At 50.4% G+C, this 20694-nt stretch carries 24 protein-coding genes; 10 read left to right on the plus strand and 14 right to left on the minus strand.

The window, feature by feature from the left end; all coding sequences use genetic code 11:
* Nucleotides 1-14: 14 nt before the first annotated feature.
* Nucleotides 15-848, minus strand: coding sequence for a GPO family capsid scaffolding protein (locus ABLV11_RS17185; RefSeq protein ID WP_348855526.1), 834 nt, complete (start codon nt 846-848; stop codon nt 15-17).
* A gap of 140 nt (nt 849-988) precedes the next feature.
* Here ABLV11_RS17185 and ABLV11_RS17190 point away from each other — a divergent pair, with 140 nt between their 5' ends.
* From ABLV11_RS17190 to ABLV11_RS17210, 5 genes are all read left to right on the plus strand, one after another.
* Nucleotides 989-2752, plus strand: coding sequence for a terminase ATPase subunit family protein (locus tag ABLV11_RS17190; RefSeq protein ID WP_115658351.1), 1764 nt, complete (start codon nt 989-991; stop codon nt 2750-2752).
* Nucleotides 2753-2778: 26 nt separating this feature from the next.
* Nucleotides 2779-3789 (plus strand): phage portal protein, encoded by a 1011-nt coding sequence (locus tag ABLV11_RS17195; protein ID WP_348855528.1) that lies wholly within the window; start codon nt 2779-2781, stop codon nt 3787-3789.
* 382 nt (nt 3790-4171) lie between these two features.
* Nucleotides 4172-5173: a hypothetical protein gene (locus ABLV11_RS17200; RefSeq protein ID WP_191721039.1), complete on the plus strand. Its 1002-nt coding sequence runs from the start codon at nt 4172-4174 to the stop codon at nt 5171-5173.
* Nucleotides 5173-6252, plus strand: a complete 1080-nt coding sequence (locus ABLV11_RS17205; RefSeq protein WP_101516365.1) for a hypothetical protein — start codon at nt 5173-5175, stop codon at nt 6250-6252. Before ABLV11_RS17200 ends, ABLV11_RS17205 begins: the two co-directional genes overlap by 1 nt.
* Nucleotides 6239-6922 carry a hypothetical protein gene (locus tag ABLV11_RS17210; protein ID WP_004151009.1) on the plus strand — a complete coding sequence of 228 codons (684 nt, stop codon included), beginning with the start codon at nt 6239-6241 and terminating at the stop codon, nt 6920-6922. Before ABLV11_RS17205 ends, ABLV11_RS17210 begins: the two co-directional genes overlap by 14 nt.
* 95 nt (nt 6923-7017) lie before the next feature.
* Here ABLV11_RS17210 and ABLV11_RS17215 read toward each other — a convergent pair whose 3' ends face one another.
* The 10 genes from ABLV11_RS17215 to ABLV11_RS17260 form a co-directional block, all read right to left on the minus strand.
* Entirely contained in the window at nt 7018-7251 is a 234-nt protein-coding gene (locus ABLV11_RS17215; RefSeq protein WP_004185723.1) for a DinI family protein, read from the minus strand.
* A gap of 13 nt (nt 7252-7264) precedes the next feature.
* A complete protein-coding gene (locus ABLV11_RS17220; protein WP_159180563.1) occupies nt 7265-7453 on the minus strand; it encodes a hypothetical protein in 189 nt (62 codons plus the stop codon).
* Between the two features lie 172 nt (nt 7454-7625).
* Nucleotides 7626-10031, minus strand: coding sequence for a replication endonuclease (locus ABLV11_RS17225; RefSeq protein ID WP_348855531.1), 2406 nt, complete (start codon nt 10029-10031; stop codon nt 7626-7628).
* On the minus strand, nt 10012-10899 hold the full coding sequence (locus tag ABLV11_RS17230; RefSeq protein ID WP_131096136.1) for a DNA adenine methylase: 888 nt from the start codon (nt 10897-10899) through the stop codon (nt 10012-10014). Before ABLV11_RS17230 ends, ABLV11_RS17225 begins: the two co-directional genes overlap by 20 nt.
* Nucleotides 10896-11123, minus strand: a complete 228-nt coding sequence (locus ABLV11_RS17235; protein WP_004174285.1) for a TraR/DksA family transcriptional regulator — start codon at nt 11121-11123, stop codon at nt 10896-10898. The genes ABLV11_RS17230 and ABLV11_RS17235 overlap by 4 nt, the downstream gene beginning before the upstream one ends.
* Nucleotides 11123-11356: a DUF2732 family protein gene (locus tag ABLV11_RS17240; RefSeq protein WP_019704181.1), complete on the minus strand. Its 234-nt coding sequence runs from the start codon at nt 11354-11356 to the stop codon at nt 11123-11125. Before ABLV11_RS17240 ends, ABLV11_RS17235 begins: the two co-directional genes overlap by 1 nt.
* 67 nt (nt 11357-11423) lie before the next feature.
* Entirely contained in the window at nt 11424-11765 is a 342-nt protein-coding gene (locus tag ABLV11_RS17245; protein WP_049182305.1) for a DUF5347 domain-containing protein, read from the minus strand.
* Nucleotides 11729-11929 (minus strand): phage filamentation protein Fil family protein, encoded by a 201-nt coding sequence (locus ABLV11_RS17250; protein ID WP_065519575.1) that lies wholly within the window; start codon nt 11927-11929, stop codon nt 11729-11731. The genes ABLV11_RS17245 and ABLV11_RS17250 overlap by 37 nt, the downstream gene beginning before the upstream one ends.
* 7 nt (nt 11930-11936) lie before the next feature.
* Nucleotides 11937-12446, minus strand: a complete 510-nt coding sequence (locus ABLV11_RS17255; protein ID WP_065519549.1) for a phage regulatory CII family protein — start codon at nt 12444-12446, stop codon at nt 11937-11939.
* 34 nt (nt 12447-12480) lie between these two features.
* Nucleotides 12481-12717: a hypothetical protein gene (locus ABLV11_RS17260; RefSeq protein ID WP_004144798.1), complete on the minus strand. Its 237-nt coding sequence runs from the start codon at nt 12715-12717 to the stop codon at nt 12481-12483.
* A gap of 100 nt (nt 12718-12817) precedes the next feature.
* On the opposite strand from ABLV11_RS17260, the gene ABLV11_RS17265 reads away from it, so the two are divergent.
* The 3 genes from ABLV11_RS17265 to ABLV11_RS17275 all read left to right on the plus strand — a co-directional run bounded on the left by ABLV11_RS17265 (nt 12818) and on the right by ABLV11_RS17275 (nt 15107).
* Nucleotides 12818-13438, plus strand: coding sequence for a phage repressor protein CI (locus ABLV11_RS17265; RefSeq protein ID WP_048300117.1), 621 nt, complete (start codon nt 12818-12820; stop codon nt 13436-13438).
* A gap of 3 nt (nt 13439-13441) precedes the next feature.
* Nucleotides 13442-14527: a tyrosine-type recombinase/integrase gene (locus tag ABLV11_RS17270; RefSeq protein ID WP_348855535.1), complete on the plus strand. Its 1086-nt coding sequence runs from the start codon at nt 13442-13444 to the stop codon at nt 14525-14527.
* Between the two features lie 433 nt (nt 14528-14960).
* The gene (locus tag ABLV11_RS17275; protein WP_016808013.1) at nt 14961-15107 is read left to right on the plus strand and encodes a hypothetical protein; all 147 of its coding nucleotides are present in this window, start codon (nt 14961-14963) and stop codon (nt 15105-15107) included.
* Here the strand turns inward: ABLV11_RS17275 and ABLV11_RS17280 are convergent.
* On the minus strand, nt 15104-15718 hold the full coding sequence (locus ABLV11_RS17280) for a Fic family protein (protein ID WP_004105916.1): 615 nt from the start codon (nt 15716-15718) through the stop codon (nt 15104-15106). The two genes, ABLV11_RS17275 and ABLV11_RS17280, sit on opposite strands and share 4 nt — an antisense overlap.
* A 497-nt stretch (nt 15719-16215) precedes the next feature.
* On the minus strand, nt 16216-16539 hold the full coding sequence (locus tag ABLV11_RS17285; RefSeq protein WP_071530277.1) for a DUF1889 family protein: 324 nt from the start codon (nt 16537-16539) through the stop codon (nt 16216-16218).
* A 542-nt stretch (nt 16540-17081) separates the two neighbouring features.
* Here ABLV11_RS17285 and ABLV11_RS17290 point away from each other — a divergent pair.
* Together ABLV11_RS17290 and dhaT are read left to right on the plus strand one after the other, a co-directional pair.
* The gene (locus ABLV11_RS17290) at nt 17082-17507 is read left to right on the plus strand and encodes a heme-binding protein (RefSeq protein WP_224330787.1); all 426 of its coding nucleotides are present in this window, start codon (nt 17082-17084) and stop codon (nt 17505-17507) included.
* A 24-nt stretch (nt 17508-17531) separates the two neighbouring features.
* Entirely contained in the window at nt 17532-18695 is a 1164-nt protein-coding gene (dhaT, locus tag ABLV11_RS17295; RefSeq protein ID WP_224330789.1) for a 1,3-propanediol dehydrogenase, read from the plus strand.
* Between the two features lie 58 nt (nt 18696-18753).
* On the opposite strand, the gene dhaR is transcribed toward dhaT, so the two are convergent.
* Nucleotides 18754-20673 carry a dihydroxyacetone kinase operon transcriptional regulator DhaR gene (gene dhaR, locus ABLV11_RS17300; protein WP_224330791.1) on the minus strand — a complete coding sequence of 640 codons (1920 nt, stop codon included), beginning with the start codon at nt 20671-20673 and terminating at the stop codon, nt 18754-18756.
* Nucleotides 20674-20694 lie beyond the last annotated feature (21 nt).

Below are 20694 nucleotides of genomic sequence, written 5' to 3' on the forward strand. Positions count from 1 at the left end.
GTTCTTATGCTCCATCAGCAATTGGTCAGTGTGCCTGCCGGTGCGTTTCCGCCCGGCGCGCGCTGGCGATAATCTTTGCGGCTGTCTTCCTGGCTCAGCCGCTGCTCCAGTTCAGCAAAAGCGGTCTGCTGTTCCTGCAGGGAGGCTTCCAGCTCAGCAATGCGCGTATCCTGCGCAGACAGGGAGTGTTCAGTGCGTTCGCTCAGGTTTTGCTGTTCAGTAGCAATCAGCTCAACCGCGCGATGCACGTCAGAAAAACGCGCTTCATCGTTCTGTTCTTTTTTGGTGAACATCGCGGCAACGCGGGAAAACAGGGAGGGTTTTTCGTCCTGGACTTCTTCCCACTCGATCAGCGTTTCTTCTGCGGCGGTAAAGAGGTTTTCAGGGTTTTGCTTGCGGCCTGCCAGGGGGTTACTTCTGGCGCTGGCGCTAAACTGCAGCATTTCAGTACCGAGGCTTGCCGGGTCATCCGTCGCGGCCAGGCCAATGAGGTACGCTTTGCCGGTATCGGCAAAACTGGTATTGACTTCCATAGAGGTAAACAGCTTTTGCAGATTGCGTGTATACGCCACCAGATCCGCTGACGGTGTGATCCACGCATACAGGGCCAGCTTTCCTTTCAGCGGGCCGTCTGCAATCTCCTCTGCCTCCAGCTTATCCACGGTCCCGAAACGGCGGAAAGGGCTATCAGGGGTGTAACCCTTGATGTGCTCCAGATTAATCAACGCGGTATACACCTGCGGGTCATAGCTCGCCGCCATCTGTTCCAGCCAGGCACGCTCAATATTGCGCCCGTCTGTCGTTGCCCCTTCCACACCGATGCGGAAGCGCTTTGCTTTTACAGCCATGTGACCGACTCCATCAAATAACTCTGTGAGGCCTTATGGTTGCTGCGATGGAGGGGGTGAAACAACGCGCGGACCTTGTGCGGTAAACCATACAAAGGCCAGCCGGGGAAAGGCGCCAGGCAAGGCCGTATGTTTGTGCCATGGAAACGATGACCCCCGCAGACCTCGATCCCCGCAGGCAGGCATTACTGCTGTATTTTCAGGGATACCGCGTAGCCCGCATTGCTGAAATGCTGGGCGAAAAAGTTGCAACCGTTCATAGCTGGAAAAAGCGCGACAAGTGGGGCGAATATGGCCCACTCGATCAGATGCAGCTCACCACTGCCGCCCGCTATTGCCAGCTCATCATGAAGGAGCACAAGGAAGGGAAAGACTTTAAAGAAATAGACCTGCTGGCCCGCCAGTCAGAACGACACGCCCGCATCGGTAAATTTAACAACGGTGGTAATGAGGCGGACCTTAACCCCAACGTGCAAAACCGCAACCGCGGCCCCCGCAAACAGCCTGAAAAAAACCAGTTCAGCGACGAACAGATCGAAAAGCTGGAAGAAATTTTCCGCAACGGAATGTTTGAATATCAGCGCCACTGGTGGGAAGCAGGAATTAAGCACCGCATCCGCAACGTGCTTAAATCGCGCCAGATCGGGGCGACGTTTTACTTTGCGCGTGAGGCGCTGATCGATGCGCTGATCACCGGACGTAACCAGATTTTCCTGTCAGCCAGTAAAGCTCAGGCGCATGTTTTTAAGCAGTACATCATCGAGTTTGCCAAAGAAGTCGATGTGGAATTAAAAGGCGATCCCATGGTGCTACCAAACGGCGCCACGTTGTATTTTCTCGGGACCAACGCCCGCACCGCGCAGAGCTACCACGGCAACCTGTATCTTGATGAGTATTTCTGGATCCCGAAATTTCAGGAGCTACGTAAAGTCGCCTCCGGCATGGCGCTGCACAAGAAATGGCGCCAGACCTATTTCTCCACGCCTTCCAGCCTGACGCACAGCGCTTACCCGTTCTGGTCCGGCGCCCTGTTCAATCGCGGGCGGGCAAAAGCTGATCGCGTTGATATCGACCTGACCCACTCAGCCCTTGCTGCCGGTCTGCTTTGCGCTGACGGTCAGTTCAGACAGATCGTGACGGTGGAGGACGCCGTGCGCGGTGGCTGCAACCTGTTCGACCTCGACCAGCTGCGCCTGGAGTACAGCCCCGACGAGTACCAGAACCTGCTGATGTGTGAATTCATCGACGATCTCGCCTCCGTTTTCCCACTGGCTGACCTGCAGGCCTGCATGGTGGACAGCTGGGAAGTCTGGGAAGACTTTCAGGCGCTGGCCCTGCGTCCGTTCGGCTGGCGCGAAGTCTGGATCGGCTATGACCCGGCGAAAGGTACCCAAAACGGCGACAGCGCTGGCTGCGTAGTCATTGCCCCGCCGACGGTACCCGGCGGTAAGTTCCGCATCCTTGAGCGTCACCAGTGGCGCGGAATGGACTTCCGCGCCCAGGCAGAGGCCATCCGCAAACTGACTCAGCAGTATAACGTGACCTACATCGGCATTGACTCCACCGGCGTCGGTCACGGTGTTTATGAAAACGTAAAAGGCTTTTTCCCTGCCGTGCGGGAGTTTGTCTATAACCCCAACGTCAAAAACGCCCTGGTGCTCAAGGCATACGACATTATCAGCCACCGCCGTCTGGAGTTTGACGCCGGACACACCGACATTGCGCAGTCATTTATGGCTATCCGCCGCGCCACCACCGCCAGCGGCAACCGCCCTACCTACGAAGCCAGCCGCAGCGAAGAAGCCAGCCACGCCGATCTGGCCTGGGCAACGATGCACGCACTGTTTAACGAACCGCTGCAGGGCGAAGCCGCCAATACCAGCAACATTGTGGAGATTTTTTAATGACTGAGAATACCGCACAGGATGTGATGCCACCCGACGTACAACCCAATGATGCAGCAACTACCCAGGCGTTCAGCTTTGGCGATCCCATTCCGGTACTGGACCGCCGCGAACTTCTGGACTACGTAGAATGTGTGCAAATGGACCGCTGGTATGAGCCGCCGGTGAGCTTTGACGGGCTGGCGCGGACCTATCGCGCCGCTGTACATCACAGCTCACCGATTGCTGTTAAGCGTGACATTCTCAGTAGTACCTACATCCCCCACCGCCTGCTCAGCCAGCAGGCTTTTGCCCGTTTCGTCCAGGATTATCTTGTGTTCGGTAACGCCTATCTGGAAAAACGGACGAACAGGCTGGGCGGCGTCCTGTCACTGGAGCCATCACTGGCGAAGTACACCCGGCGCGGGATTGACCTTGATACTTACTGGTTCGTGCAGTACGGCATGACCATCCAGCCTTATGAGTTCACCAAAGGGAGTATCTTTCACCTGATGGAGCCGGACATTAACCAGGAAATCTACGGGCTTCCCGGCTACCTTTCCGCGATCCCTTCAACACTGCTCAACGAGTCGGCTACGCTGTTTCGCCGTAAGTATTACATCAACGGCAGTCACGCCGGGTTCATCATGTACATGACTGATGCGGCACAGAATCAGGAGGACGTGAACAACATCCGCCAGGCCATGAAAAGCGCCAAAGGGCCGGGCAACTTCCGCAACCTGTTTATGTATTCGCCCAACGGTAAAAAGGACGGCATCCAGATCATCCCGCTGTCGGAGGTCGCGGCGAAAGATGAGTTTCTGAACATCAAGAATGTGAGCCGCGATGACATGATGGCCGCACACCGCGTACCGCCGCAGATGATGGGCATTATTCCCAACAATACCGGCGGCTTTGGTGATGTGGAAAAAGCCAGCCGCGTCTTTGTCCGCAACGAACTGATGCCACTGCAGAAGCGATTGCAGGAATTGAATAAGTGGCTGGGCGAAGAGGTGATCCGATTCGAACCCTATACGCTGGACCTGCAGGAAGACTGACCCAGCGTAACACCCTCTATAAGCGCCTCAGCAGCCCCCTGCGAGGCGCTATTTTTTTGCCCCTCCGTTCTACCCCCTTCCCCTTCCGCCCGTCAGCGGCCCGGAAAATGCGCCGGATTTTCACCATTTCACCCCGTTGCGCGCGCTCGTATCCCCGCCACGCCTGCCCGCTTTGTGTAATGGTTTTCATGCACCTGCATGACACAGGCGAAAGCCCGCCAGAACTGGCGGGCCTGAGCAGAAATGATCCTTTTGCGATCATTCATTTTCATGCGCTATAGTCATGCAACAAACACATACGAACCATATGGTTAGATTACTCATCAAGTCAGATGGATTTTCAGGCAGATTGCCACAGCAATTGTAAAGGAGCGAGATTGAAATGGGTGGAGAGACTTCGGCTATACAACGAGTCGCGGGTAAGATTTCTGATGATATTTTCTCAGTATTCAAATGGGATCGTGCCGCTAGAGCGGATATGAATTGGGATTGTTGCCAGGAGGCTCATTCTAAGAAAACACATCCAAGCGATGTTGTATTTTTCTACATAGATCCATATGAGGAGGAAATGGTCTATCTCAACACAGACCTCAAAAGCTATGCAGAAGGTACTATTGGAAAAAAAATAGTCGAGGGAGCTTTAACATCGCTTGCTTTAGCTACCGAATGTGCAAATGTGAGTGAAGAATGGCGATTGAAATATGTTCATGATGATTCTTTAGGTTATAACGTAAGAGGGTTATTATTCTTATATAACCATGATAACTTATATGACAAGGACTTTTATGAGAATATTACAAAAAAGTTAGACCACTCATCTATAAATTGCCCTCCAAACATCAAACTACATTTACTTGACCCTTATAAAATATCAGATTTGATAAACATATCTTCTGACATAACTAAATTAATTGGTTCAGGGAAACTTCCTCAACCAGATAAGTTCACATATTATTACCCAGATCTTTCACTAACACGAATAAAACACCCTATTAATCAGGAAACACCCGCAACAATTGAACTATTAACATCACCATACATTATAATAAAGCATGAGGCTTTTAATTGGCTCAGGGATAAAAATCCTGAAGGATATGTTGTTTATTATAATCAACCTGGTGATTCAGTAGACGAATTTGTTTACTTCTTTGATATGTTATCAACTTATCAGATATTAACCGAAGGTAAACCAATCGTATTACGCCATTGTTACATTCATCCAAATGAAAATGCCATTCATCACTTTGAAAGAGCGAAAAAGAAATACAGCACAGACTGGCTCTTAGGCGAGGATGAAAGACTTTTTCTTAAAATCGACTTCGACAAGACAGACAAAGTTGTTGTTGAATATAATCTTGAAAAAATCGGCATGGAGCAACGATAATGGCTAAAAAACTATATTTCGCAACTGACAAAAATATTTATGATGCATTGCATCATAAAAGGATAACCGCTGCAAAATTGCATGAATTATTGTTGAATAGAGGTGTGTTTTTATCACCAGAACTCGACAAGGAAATACTAATTGAGGAAATATCCAAACTTCCTCACGGATTTAATGAATTAGAACACATAAAAAAACTGGTCAAAACATATGACCCAAGAGAAAGCACTACCAGTGTAAGCTTCCAAACCTCAACAAATCAGGCCGAATTAAAAAGTGCAGCTGAAGCACTAAAGAAAACATGCTCACCTAGTAAAGGTCAAAGCCTGAATATTGTAGCTAAAAAAGATGGCTCACTTACAGTAGAATACAACTATGAAGAAATAGACCTGTCTAAAACTGCATTACGTCAGATCGACAAGCGGAATATTATAATAGAACTTCGCCCTGGTACTGACAAAGTCGAAGTACGTATGCCTCAAAACACCGAGGCAAAAAAAGTTATTGAGAGTCTGCAAAACGAGCTATCTAAAATCAAGTCCGAGCCTATCGAGCGCTTCGAAATCTCACTACTAGCAATAACTGACCCTACATTGAGAAGTCAGTTCTTTCAAGAATTAATGAATGGCCTACGTGGTTATGAGACTGATGACGTAACAAAAGTCGAATTAAATCGCAGTACTGATGCCAGTGAGGATGAAGACAAGGAAGAAACTATTGATACCGGATTTGTTAAGAAAGCCGTCCTGAATGGTGAAGGGGTAAACAGTTCAGCTATATTCTCTCAATTACATGAGAAAGGTTATTATATCGGGCGTATTGCATGGTCTTCAAAACCAACAAGTGGAATTGGAGATAGAATCAACGTCGAAGCATTTTTTAAAGACTCAGAGAAATGCTGTGACTTTGCATATCAAATTAAAGGGATAAACAATCAAAAAGAAGATGGTTTCAATGTAACCATTCGCGCGGCAACGGCACAAGAGAAAAAACATATTAGTGAATTAATTGAGTCCGCCGCTGAAAATGCCTATAATATAATAATAGGATCAGAGGTGAACGAAGATGAAAAAAGTTAAATGGCTTAAGTTAAATATACGGCTTGAGTTTGAAACAGCCGTCAGACGTCTTTCTCTTGATTCTTTTACAGAGGATAAAGGGAAAGGGTTTATTTTTGATAAAATACGCCATGATTTTGCAAGTGGGCGTTTTGTCGAGCGTATTGTTTACCATGACAAAATATCAAGCTTTGACGGAAGTGAAACTACCGTTGAAAGAATCGAGTATCGCACTACAAATTTTAGCGTGGCTGTAGACTCTCTTCCTGTAATGCAGATTACTAACCCCCCCAGAACTTTAAAGCCTTTTTCTCAGGCTTTGGTAAAAAATCTTGGCTTAGGTGTTAGCTTGGAAGAAATAGACATAAACCCTATAAACTGGCTTAATGAAATATCTTCAAGTGTAAATATCAATTTAACACAACTTGATATTTCAAGAGTTAGAGTCTCTGATTATGCCACGGCTAAAATGCAAATTATTGGCAGCAGTGATCTTAGGAAATATTATAAAGAGGAGTTAGAGGGTAAAAAAATACGAATTGACAGACTTGTTTGCTCTGTTAATTCATTAGAGTATTCCGGTAAGCTTAAGATCACCAATAGCGGCCTTGCTTATATTGATGTTAGAAATGAAAATGAGTTTACGAAAATCGTTTTTGATACGTTAAAAAAAGTCACCCTTCAATCATAGATGGCTTATAAGGAGTCACTTCACCTAACGCCTCGCCTTACTCGTTGTTCAACCTCATAGGCGTCAGAATCAAGTTCTGACGCCTACAACGTTTCTTAATGCAGCCAGCTGTCGTCTTCCCAAACCTGCTGCATGATTTCCATTACCCGCTGCTTATCCTCATCAAGTTTTAAGCCAGTCAACTCGATACCGTTGGCACTTCCTTTGCGAATGCGGATCGCCGTCTTGGGATACAAGGGGGTCAGGTTGCGGTAAAGCTCGGTTTCGAGTGCTTCCAGTGTCGCCTGGCTAATTTTCTGCTCTTTATCAATCATTATTTCGACACGCATAGAGATCATCCCCCTAACTGGAAATATCCATTGACCGGCTGTACTCATGGCTACGGATTTTCGCCATTAATTCATCAGTCAGCTCTGAGACCCACTGGATAGCAAGCCGCTTCTCTTCATCGCTGCACTCACTAGCTGCTACAAGCTTGATAAAAAAATCAATACGCTGGAGCTTCAACGACTCCAAAAGATAGTCCTGCATTTTTCCCTCCGATCCTCACTACAGGATATGTAATGCCACATCCCTACATACGGACAACAAATACTGTATATACATACAGTATAATACGTTTTTTAAGATGTAAAATACTTTTTATCATTCAATCAGATGTGTCCGATGTAGCAGAAAAAAGGCGAAAAATGCGCCCCCATCATCAGTACCACTGGCGCCATTTATCATCTTCCTGCAGCCTTTGGTTCCGGTAAAAGACACGCAGACCGGCACCGGATGGAATACTGCCACCGCGCAGAAGCAGATTGATCTCCGCCTCCGAACCATCAAAGCCTCTCGATTTAAGTTCATACTCCAGCTGCAGGCGCTGCTGATTATCCACATCCTGCCTGTACCCTTTCCGGCGCTTAGGCTTAACCATGCGAAGCCGTGCGTTTAGCTCCCTCAGCTCCTTTTTGCTCATGCTATGGAGATACTCCTGCAGATCTCGCTCATCCATACCCGCAATATCCGGTAAATCCTGTCCGCTTACGGCCCCGTTTTCGTTCATTTTTTCCACAGGGGGACAGTTATTGCCACGAGTCCAAGGGGCGCAAGCGCCCTGGTCGGCTGGTGCCTCCTGAACGTCAACGGCCTTACGAACCATTTTCCACTTCATCGCATGCGTGCAAATCCGGCCCTCAATAATCGGGGACCAGATGCCATAAATACGGATGCCGTGATCGCCATAGGCTGATGGCTCGTCATTGAGTTCATAAGCCGTGCGGACCAGGTGATGTTTACGCGGAACCAGTACGCCGCCCTGTTTCATGATGTAGGTGGCAAAACACCCGGCATCGGCTGCCGCCAGCACGGCATCCAGACGCGGGTTATCCAGTACCGGCGCACCTGCTTTTTTATCGGCCTGCTGTCGCGCAGCCTGGCCTGCCAGCAAACGCAGCTCGCGATAAGCCTGGCGGCCCGGTATACCGAAAAAGCGGAATTGCTGGACGCGATGCAGCGAAGCCCAGGCATTGACATGTTCGGCATTGTCCCGCAGTGATCTGCCGGTTTCTTTGCTGATTTCGTTAGCCAGGCCACGCCCGTCGATGTTCTTACTGATGTACTTCGCGATGTAGCTGGTAGGCGTACCCTTGCGCGGGTTGATCAGCTCAGACTTAAAACGCGGGCCGGTATTGTTGCCCAGCTCCTGGCGGTCCTCACGGATGGCAAATTTACGCAGCAGCGCGGTGATGGATTTGCGGTCTTTTTTGCGCATGAAGCAAAGCAGGTGCCAGTGCACGGTGCCGTCATGGTGTGGCTCAGCAACGCGGACGCCATACCAGCGCAGCCCGGCTTTGTGCATCGCCTTGCGGAAAGCGGCGAACGTATGCACCAGATAGTCGCTGCTCTGCCGGACCGTTGCACTGGTCCATTTCGGGTTTGGCCTGCCGTTATTGAGCGTTGCGTGAAAGCGTGACGGGCAGGTGATGGTATAGAACACCGCGCAGTCTCCGCGCATTTCCGCGATTAACTCCAGCCCCTTAACACAGGCCATCATTTCATTACGACGGTGCGCCGGATTGCTGCTACTGGCGTTTACCACGTCTTCCATATCCAGCGTATCGCCCTGCTCATTGGTCAGCTCATGCGAGCGGAAGAACTCCAGCGATTTGCGGCGCTGTTCGCGTTTATGGATCACGGCCTCATAGCTGACATACGGAGACGCCTTTTTGTTAACCAGGCAGACGGCGCGCAGCTGTTCTTCTCGCCATTCACACCGCATCTGCCACAGCTTGCGATACCACCAGTCAGCACAGAGCATACGGGCAAGCGAACCCGGAATAAGTTCGTACGGGACCGGGTTACGGCGGTGCTTTTTACGGCGCAGCTGCTCGAAAGCAGGCGGGATAACATCAAGGCGCATGGCCTCAGCGGCCACCCTTTCCCATGACCGGCGGATCTCTTCTGGCGTAACGTCTTCATCCGCAAACAGCTCACCGCAGGCAGCATCCAGACACATGCTCATGTGTGCCGCCACCAAGGTAGATAACCGCTTAACCTGATCCTGGTTCATTTCCGGCAGAACCAGCAGGCCCTCCAGCCCGTCGTGGCTCGCCATAAACCGGAATGACGCAGAAACCTGGCTGGCACGCACGCGCTCCAGGCGTTCAAGGCACGGCCTGATGGTTTCACGCAGGTAGCGGGAATAGGCTTTTGCTCTGCCCAGACTATGGAAATATTTAATCCGCTCCAGCAGAGGCTTGCTGATATGGGACGGCATGGCGTTAACGTCAGCCAGAATGACCAGATCGGGATTAAAACGCTGCTGCTCGCGCGCCATTTTGGCATGGCTAATCAGCCGGTCCTGCTCCATTTCACGCTGGACAGGATCACGGGACTCATTGAAGAAATAGCGTTCCCAGACCTCATCGCTCATCGCCTCACGGCGCAGCTGCTCCTGCTCGTTGTCGCTGGCGTAGAGAGCGATCAGGTTTGAAAGCGCAGACACCGGCGCAACTTCCGCCGGGTCCGTGTATGGGTTAACCGCTTTTTTCGGGGTATTCCAGACAAAAGCAGCGGCGGCATCATCTGCACCGCCGTAGTTTTTAACGTCGTGATGGCTCACACAAATACTCTCTTTGGAAAGTTTCGTAAGACGCACTCACGACTGGATACGCTGCCAGATCAAACCCGGACCAGATCAGAGGTTGAGAAACAGCGATAATTTCAGTTGCAGACTTACCATCACCACCGGCAACGCCCATACTGCGTTTTGCGTTAATACGGTGGCGGGTAAAATTCTGGTAAATCGCGTTCGTCAGCTCGGTTTCACTGTTCGACACAACAACCTGATGGCCTGCTGATGCCAGTACATCAAGAGTCGTCGCCAGGCGACGCTGTTCAAGCTCATTGAAACCATCAGTGTGATAATCGGTAAATGTTCCGTCATAAGGTGGGTCGCAATAAATCACATCACCTACTTTGACCATCGCTAAAGTTTCCTCATAGCTGGCACAAATGAAGGTGGCGCGCTTTGCTTTCTCTGCAAATGCTCTGATTTCGTCTTCCGGGAAATATGGTTTTTTATAATTCCCGTATGGAACGTTAAATTCACCTTTCCTGTTATAACGGCACAATCCACGATAACAGTGGCGATTAAGATAAAGGAAAAATACAGCCTTCCAGAAATCAGTAGTTTCAGATGAATGATTAAAATCCTGACGAATATTGTAATAAGAGGTTTCGCTATTAGTGCTGGCAAAGAACCCTTTAGCGTTAGTAATAAATTTCTCGCAGTTAAATGCAATCTGCTTATAAAGATTAATCAGGTCAGAATTGATATCAGCGACAAGATAATGAGGATACTCTGTCGCCATCATCACAGCGCAGGAACCCGCGAAAGGTTCAACCAATCGCGGGCCAGCTGGGAGGTGTTTTTTCAGTTCGGGCATGATGGCGGTTTTGTTTCCCGCCCATTTCAGGATGGTGCTCATACAGCACCCCCATTGTAGTGTTTGCCTTTCAGCTCTGCGATTTCCTGACAGGTGACGCAGCACTGCACGCCGGGAAGCGCACGGCGGCGAGCGGGCGGGATTGGCGCATCACATTCGATGCATAAAACGCGGGAAACGCCCGACGCTTTACTGCGGGCAGTGTGGATGTGCCGCTGGCGTTCTTCTTCAACGCGCTGCTGTACGAGGTCCATAGAATCAGACATCAGTGGATCTCCTGCGCTTCGTTCTGAATGTTTTCCGCAGTAACGCGCAGCAGCTCCGCCGCCTCAACGTGATTAAGCTGGCGCGATGTGATGTGACACGCCAGGCTATCAAGGCGGGCGGCCATTGCCGCAGCACGTGCACGGCGTTCTTCCATGCGGGCCTCTGTCAGTATCTGGTTAAGACCTGCATCATCCGGGCCGATTTTGTTGGAACGGGTTTCTATATTTCGCATTGTTGTTTCTCCTGAATTTTGGCAAAAGAATGCCCGGCGGGTTTACGCCATTAATTTCTGTTACTGGTTAATTCGGCATGGTTAGCCGCTTTGGAAATAAGCTCACCACTGCACGAAAATGGTTCATTGCTTTTATCAGCTCCCGCTTTTCGTCAGTCGTCAGCTCATTCATATTGACGCTATGACGATCCGCCGGAATCTTAGCCATAAAGAATATGGCGGCTAAGGCACGCTCATTTTGTTTATGGTTAATATCTCGCTGGTCCCGCATATCGCTAATAAAACGCTCCAGTTCAGGTTCTATATTCAAGCCGAACACTTTCGCCCTTAGCTCTGCAATATGATTCAGGCCATCCAGCCGATGCCCCGGACTTAGTGGAACAGTCGCAGAATCGCCTTCAATAGCCATGGTTTCCCCTGTTTATTAGTACGCAGTTCAGCCAGCAACGCATCCTGCGAGCGGCACGGATGCCAGCGCTTGCCATCCTTCCCCATGATCCAGCCATGCCCGAAATGAGGTGATGGGCTTTGCTTAACGAGCAGCGATGCGAGTGATGGTTGGTTATTCAACATAGCCACCTCAAATCAAACCAAACGAGGCACCCAGGCCAGTGACTGTATCAATGGTGCTGGCCATCGCCGGGCTTGCCTGCAGGCGCGCCTGCAACGTCACTGCGGTTAATGCCATCAGTCGAGTAACTGAATTGATGCTATCAACAATCTGGCGGCGCCCTGCCGTTGTGTGCGCTTCGCCGGAAACAGCGCCGGCAGCCACGCGGCCGATTTCTGCCGTGGCTTTTAGAACATAATCCGGCATCTTTTCGCGCGCGACTTCGTTTAGCGGCACGCACGGGAGGCAGTGGATCTGCGCCAGGAAACCATCCACCAACGCTGAATCCTCGGTCAGATCAGTAAGCAGCCAGATTTCCGGCGCGGTAAGTTGGTGCGGCTGGTCCGGGTTAAGCTTATTGCGCAGAGTCTGAACATTCATCCCGGCACGCCCTGCCAGCTTCGTCATGTTATGACGCAGTGCGAAAGCCCGGCAGGCTTCATCAAAATGCGGATGTTTGGAAACCCTGAAATCAAACATGTTTTTGGCCTCTCTATATCCCAAAATGGAACTATCAAGCTTGCATTGCGATTTCGCAGCCTTGAGCCGCTTCCATCGTCAATGCAAACATGTTTACTTCGATAAGGCTGTTTACCCCTTCCTTTTTACGAATTGGAAGGCGACCTTCACGGATCATTTGGCGGGCGTAGCTGAGTTTGTAACCGGTACGGCGGCAGAACTCATCCAGGGTAATGAATGGTTCAGACACCACAAGATTGATGCTAGGGCGCATTGATAATTGGCGACTCATGATGCACTATTCCTCGGTTTGGGTGCCTAACTCACTATTAGGCACTGTTTAACACTATTCACAACATCTTGAATCGAGATATTAGGATCACAAAACAATCATGTCAACACGAAACTTAACGAATAAAGATGACGTAAAGCTGATTCGAGATTTCATATCTCAAAATAGAGGCGGAAAAGAGGTCATTGCTCGCATTCTGGAAGCTTATGGTTTCACTACCCGCATAGCCCTCTGCCATCAGCTTGGCGTCTCGCAAAGCACTATGGCTAACAGGTATGCACGCGATACCTTCCCAGCCGACTGGGTGATCGTTTGTCATCTTGAAACAGGAGCATCACTAATTTGGCTTAGCACAGGGGAAGGAAGCAGGTTCCTTGGGGGCAACGATGAAAATATCACCTATTTAAAACGCATGGACATCACGAATGGGAATATCTCAACCCAAAAAGATGTCATAGCTGATACATCGACAATTCCAGAGGGCTTGAATTCACCGTTCATCCTGAATGCTGACAAAACGACCTACCTTGCTGACCGTTACGATGGCGAATTGGTAGATGGGTTCTGGTTCATTGAAATTGATGGGATTGTAAGCGTCCGCGAGCTGTACCGCTTTCCTGGCGGACGCGTGCGAGTTGAGAATGGCAAGGCCTCTTTCGAATGCAAAATTGATGACATAAAAATCCTTGGGAAAATAATCACTCGTACAGAGAGCATGTGAATTATGGCTGTTTCAAAACTACCTAACGGAAAGTGGCAGGCTCAGGTTTTCCCAAACGGTAGGGATGGAAAGCGCATCCGTCGCCAGTTCGCGACCAAAGGGGAGGCTTTAGCATTTGAGCGCCACATAAAAGATCAGGCTCAAGATAAGCCGTGGCTGGGCGAGAAAACTGATAAACGCCGCGTTCGGGATTTGGTTACAGCTTGGTATAACGCACATGGCGTTACGCTTGCTGATGGTGAAAAGCGTAAAGGCGCAATGGAGTTTGCCAGTCTCGCAATGGGCGATCCCCTCGCTACAGAATTCAACGCTAAACTGTTCTCAACTTATAGAGAACAGCGACTAAGCGGAAAAATAACCCGCTCTGATCGCGTTAAGGCTGTCACCCCTCGCACGGTTAACCTTGAACTAGCTTACTTTCGGGCTATGTTCAACGAGCTGAAAAGACTTGATGACTGGACAGCACCCAACCCTCTTGAAAACGTCAGAGAGTTTAAGATCGCAGAAATTGAGCTGGCCTGGCTTACAGTTGAGGAAGCGGCTCGCTTGCTGGAAGAATGTGAAAAAAGCAAGGCGGAGGATTTAACCATGATTGTTAAAATCTGCCTTGCAACCGGAGCAAGATGGGGTGAGGCGGAAAGTTTAACTGGAAAGCAGATAAGCCCCGGAAAAATCACTTTTATCAGAACGAAAGGTAAGAAGAACCGAGCTGTTCCTATCAGTGACGAGCTTTATGAATTACTACCCAAAAGCCGAACCTCTAAACCGCTCTTTACCGGATGTTACTCAGCATTCAGGAGCGCAGTAAAACGGGCGGGAATTGAACTTCCTGACGGTCAGCTTTCGCATGTTTTACGGCATACTTTTGCCAGCCATTTCATGATGGGCGGCGGCAATATTTTAGTTTTACAACGCATCCTCGGGCATACAGATATCAAAGTCACGATGCGTTATGCTCACTTCGCCCCTGACCACCTTACAGAAGCGGTTCAACTTAACCCATTAAACCTGATAAGTGGCAGCAAAATGGCAGCACAGCGCAGCACTATGCAATACTTTTCGACAATATACGAAATGCTATGCGTTTGATTTAACTGTATATATTTGTTTTTATTAGAATATAGTTCGGACTCATAATCGCTTGGTCGCTGGTTCAAGTCCAGCAGGGGCCACCAGATACAGCAAGGGCTGGCGAGAAATCGTCAGCCCTTTTTCTTTGGCTGTCATTTCGGTAAGGCAAGGAATTGCTCCCTGTTTTCTGCATCTTGCTGCCAGCATTCTCGGATAGTGGTATAAATCAGGAATGCTGCCCGCAATATTCACAATACAGCCATAGGCAGAGAGTAAAAATTTAGCTGCATTAATATCATTCCATTGGTCGTCCGGTATGATGCTTCGCCACTTGCGCTATACGTACGTTATGCATTGATTTATATAACCTAAAATGGAAATCGGGCTATACCTTGCAAGCAATCTCGTTACACTCTAAAATTTCCACAACAACTCCAGTAGACGCGACATTATGAAAAAAACGCCTGTCACTAAAGCCCAGATCTACCGTTCCGTAGCCAGTTCAACCGCAATCGAAACCGGTGCATCTGTACAAAAAATTGAGCAGCAGCTCAAAAAAAATCAGGCGCAGGCGAAAGCCGTTGGTCTTGCCCGTTAATCTGGTAAGATATCGCTCATCAGTTGCATCATAGGGCTATAGTTTCCTGATATGCCTGCCTGTATTGCTCTGAAATAAAAGGCCTTGTGCTCATCCCATAGACTGTAATCCAGTAAGCCCTTACCCGCCACAACCGACAGTACATCACAAAGCAGTCGTGAAAGACGCCCGTTACCTTCTCTGAATGGATGGATCAAAATAAACTCCACGTGGCATTCAGCCAGATAACGAACCAGTTCCGGACGAACCAGGAATTTCAACTCAGCAGACCGGGAAAGAAATTGCTTATCAAAACTATCGAGAAGCAGTGGAATTCTGTCGGCAGCAGCAAACTGAAAACCATCTTTAGCCAGGTTAGCATGACGTAATTTCCCGGCCCAGTCATACACATTCCCCAGCCACTGGCGATGCCATCCACTGACGTGCTCAAATGCCAGCACAGAAGGAGGCTGACCTTCGATAAACAACCGTTCATAAAGCATCAATAACAGGCCTGATTCCAGCGTCTCCATTTCTTCGTCATCAGTAATACCCAGCTTATTAGCCAGTACTAAATCTCCAGACCCAGGCTGATAACGCTCTTCTGCTGAATTTAGCTCATATTTTGACAAGCCCTTATCTCCTTCCGAACGAGTTCACAACGTTGTTTTCCTGCTGCCGCTGAAAGTTATTGCTCCACTCCTCCCGGAACTCAAATACCCTGCGCTTTTCAGTCAGTGGGATCAGATACTCACGCTTGTCTTTCAATACATCAACTGTGACCAGTAACGTCTTATATGCCTGGCGGCCATGAGGTTACCTTTCAGAGGATAAACGTCCCCTGAGGCAATGCCCATTTTTGCTTCAGGTAAGGAAAGACAGTAGAGAAATGAGACAAGCAGACAGAAACAAAAAATCAAATTAACCATTTGATTATAACTAAAAAAAATAAAAAATAGCGTACAATGAGAACTATGTCAGGTTATGGTCCTTAATCACCTGGTCGCTGGTTCAAGTCCAGCAGGGGCCACCAGATACAGCAAGGGCTGGCGAGAAATCGTCAGCCCTTTTTGCATTTTACGGCTCCTGTATAGCGCCACGTCTTATGGTGAATATGGCGACAGGCGGCTTACGCCAGCGCCTGCAGCTGTTCGCGCATATAAGCAGTAAAGTATTCTGGGTTTTTGATAATAATGCGGTTGCCAGAGGCAATTTTGTCCGCCCATCCGGCTACTTTTTGCGTGAACCCGGCACTCCACCCCTCCTTCTCACCACGGGCCGTGACCTGCGCAGCGCTGGCCGGTACGCCTAGTTCATGCAAATACTTCAGGATCCCCTTAGCGGTACTTTCATCCATAGTATTCGGCACCGGTAACGATGTGTTCATACCACCAATAAAATCCAGGGCTTTATCGATTGCTGTTGGCATGCTCTTATCCTTAAAATTAACCACGTAATGAACATGTTTATAATATGGACCCAACTCCGTCGGGATATCAAAGAGATCGTTGTCTTTCTTTGATTCAGGCCCCAGCTAAACGCTTGCGTGGCGCTTTTCTGCTCGACTAATGCGGCGTTTTGCTCCCCTCCACGCCGCGCGCTCGCATCACGGTGCGATGCCCGCTGAGTAAAAAGGCAGAAAACTTCACCCTGCGCGACGGCTTATCGATAAACTCGCCTTCTTCTCGCCGTTAATCAGCAAAAAGCGATGTAAAGCCGTAAGTTAAGAAAATTAATTTCGTTCCAGTCTGGCACAGAATAAAAAACAGAAGTTCCATGATGAAACATGCAAAAGAAGATTAATAACAAACTGTGATACAGCTAAACGATCGTTATCAAAAAACAGCCTGCGGTAATAAAAAACTCAATTAGATAGTATCTTTCTCGCTATTGACTTAATAACCTGCGGCGAGAGAATAAGCCCGCAAACAGCAGTTGAAATATATGCCTGCGATAATTATCGCGATCCAGCCCTGGATATTAACAGGAGAGATTATGGATAAGATCAAACACATCACCACTATCACGCTGGCGGCTGCGAAAGAAATGGCTACTGCCGTTGAGGCGAAAGCCCTTGAAATGAACGTGCCGGTGGTCTTTGCCGTTGTTGACCGCGGCGGAAATATGCTCCTGATGCAGCGTATGGATGAGGCATTTATAACCAGCTGCGATATTGCGCTCAATAAAGCCTATACGGCATGCGGCCTGCAAAAAGGCACTCATCAAATTACAGCGTTAGTCCAACCGGGCGCACCGCTATATGGATTACAACTCACCAACCAGCAGCGAATCATTCCTTTTGGCGGCGGCCTGCCAGTTATTTTTAACGAGGAAGTCATCGGCGCCGTTGGCGTGAGCGGCGGTACCGTCGAACAGGACATGTTATTAGCCGAAACGGCTCTGAAGGGTTTCTCTAAATAATAAATCCAACCAGGAAGATATATTATGAGCTATCGTATGTTTGATTATCTGGTGCCAAACGTGAACTTTTTTGGTCCCAATGCTGTTTCTGTCGTCGGCGAACGCTGTAAGCTGCTGGGCGGTAAAAAAGCGCTGCTGGTCACCGATAAAGGTCTGCGGGCCATCAAAGACGGCGCGGTGGATAAAACTCTCGGCTATCTGCAGGAAGCCGGTATTGAGGTGGTGGTTTTTGATGGCGTCGAGCCAAATCCAAAAGACACCAACGTGCGCGATGGCCTTGCGGTCTTTCGTCAAGAACAGTGCGATATTATCGTCACCGTCGGCGGCGGTAGCCCTCATGACTGCGGTAAAGGGATTAGTATCGCGGCTACCCACGAAGGGGATCTTTACCGCTATGCCGGCATAGAAACCCTGACTAACCCACTGCCGCCGATCGTCGCGGTGAATACCACCGCCGGTACCGCCAGCGAAGTGACCCGCCACTGCGTACTGACCAACACCAAAACAAAAGTGAAGTTCGTTATCGTCAGCTGGCGTAACCTGCCCTCGGTCTCCATCAATGACCCGCTGCTCATGCTTGGCAAACCGGCGCCGCTGACCGCCGCAACCGGCATGGATGCGTTAACCCACGCCGTGGAGGCCTATATTTCAAAAGATGCCAACCCGGTCACCGATGCCGCCGCGATCCAGGCCATCCGCCTGATCGCCCGGAACTTGCGCCAGGCCGTCGCGCTGGGCAGCAACCTGCAAGCCCGCGAAAACATGGCCTACGCTTCCCTGCTGGCGGGGATGGCTTTCAATAACGCCAACCTCGGTTACGTTCACGCCATGGCCCATCAGCTTGGCGGCCTGTACGATATGCCGCACGGCGTGGCGAACGCGGTTCTGTTGCCGCACGTTGCGCGCTACAACCTGATCGCCAATCCGGAAAAGTTTGCCGACATCGCCGAATTTATGGGAGAAAACATCCACGGACTTTCAACCATGGACGCCGCCGAGTCGGCCATTCGCGCCATCGCCCGCCTCTCTTCCGATATCGGCATTCCGCAGCATCTGAGCGAGCTGGGAGTTAAAGAGGCTGACTTCCCCTATATGGCGGAGATGGCCTTGAAAGACGGCAACGCCTTCTCAAATCCGCGCAAGGGTAACGAGAAAGAGATTGTCGCTATCTTCCGCCAGGCTTTCTGATAGAGCGATCGCTAACGCCGCGAACAAGTACCATCGCGGCGTCAGGCTGAGTGCCCGGTTACTCCTGATTTTTATGCTTAAACTGGCCGGCATCGATATCGTACTGTTTCATTTTTCGCCACAGCGTGGTGCGGCCAATATTCAGCAGCTGCGCCATCTCTTGTACCCGTCCGCTGGTCACGCGGGCGGCATGGATGATGGCCTCTTTTTCAATGGCGCTGAAGGTCAGGCTGGCGGGCAGCAGCGAGGAACCCGCGTCGGCGCCGGGCCGCTCGGCAAAGAGATATTCCGGCAGATTACTCAAACGGATATGGCCGTTCTCGCTGCTAATGGCGATATTTTCAATCACGCTGTTCAGCTCAAAATCATTACCCGGCCAGGAGTAGGCCACCAGCTGCGCCAGCGCATCGTCATCCATCTTCAACCGCGAGGAAAAACGCTTCTCCAGACTCTTAAGACGATTGTGGACCAGCGAAGGAATACTGTTACGCCGCGCCCGCAGCGGCGGAATAACGATTTCAAAAGAGTGCAGCGCGTAGTAAAGCTGGCGGCTAAAGCGGTTTTGTTCCACCAGGTTGGCAAGATCGACGGTAGTGGTGGCGATGACTTTAACGTCCACCGGAATCAAACGCCGGGCATCCAGACGGGTTAATACCCCTTGCTTGATCACCTGCAACAGCGCGGACTGCAGCTCCGGCGCCAGATATTCGATTTTTTCCAGAAACAGCGTCCCGCCGTTGGCCAGCTCGAGACGGCTAAGACGCCCGTTTTCCTCGTCCGTCGGCGCGCTGCCCATAAAATCCTGCCCAAGGACGCTGTCGGCATACAGCTGGCAGTTAACCGCGATATACGGTCCGCCACCCCGCTCGCTCTCATTGTGAATCGCCTGGCTGAGCAGCTCTTTACCCACCCCTTCCTCACCGCACAGCAGCACTGGAAAAGCGCCGCGCGCCGCCTGACGGCCAAAGTGAATTAACCGCCGGGTTTCAGGATCGTCAGCCGACATCTGCTCAAAGGTATGGCTCACTTTGCCAAGCTGGCTGGTCATCAGCTGACGCATCTGCTCGACCGGATGCAGCAGCAAGATGAAACTGTTGCCCTGCTCTTCGACGATCGGCTTGAGCGTGATGACGGCATCAACGAACTGATGCTGGCTCTCGAAGGTGACTTCCACATGGTTCAGCCCGCGCGCGTGCTTGATCGCCCGGCGCAACAGAGCCGGCAGCGTCACCAGTTCATTGATGTTTTTCCCCTGGCTGGCCTGGGCATCGAGGTGCAGCAGCGTCGCGGCCTGCACGTTCAGAAACTGCAAAATGCCCTGCTCGTTCCACGCCATCACCCCGTCATCCATGCTCTCCAGCAGACCGTACATCTGGTTAAGGTGGCGATTCGACTCGGCCAGCAGGCTATCGGTGAGCAGCGAGTTGCCCACTTCCCTGGCGATAGCCAGGGTCAGGGAGAGGTCCGGCCAAGCCTGTTCTTCCGTCAGGCAGCACAAAGAAATGGAACCGAACAGGCGCCCATGGTTATCAAACACCGGCGTAGAGCTAAACGACCATCCGTGCAGCGCATGTTTAAAATGCTGCTCGCCCGTCGTTTTGACCGGCTGCCCGAGCATGGAGGCCAGCGAGAGCGCGCAGCTGCCGATGATGCTTTCCGCGCAGTAGCTACCGTCACGAAACCCCAGCGCCGCCAGCTGGTCAAGGGTCTGCGGATCGCCGCAGCGGCTGAGAATACAGGCGGACTCATCAAGGATAAACAATGCGCAGGGGCGGTTATCCATATACTCCCAGGCATCTTCCAGCGCCGCCTGGCCAATCGTCAGCAGCGCGGTCTTACGCCGACAAATCGATTCGAAGGTCAGCCCCTGCGCCTGATGCGGCGTCTGCCAGGTTTCCCGCTGCATAAACTTACTGCAACGATGCCACGACTGGGTTATCACCAGGGGAAAGCTCTGAGTCTGCGCAGTCATATCCATTTCCGCTGTTACTTAAACGAC

The organism is Klebsiella sp. GW_Kp181 (assembly GCF_040062315.1).
Taxonomy (GTDB): Bacteria; Pseudomonadota; Gammaproteobacteria; order Enterobacterales; family Enterobacteriaceae; genus Klebsiella; species Klebsiella oxytoca.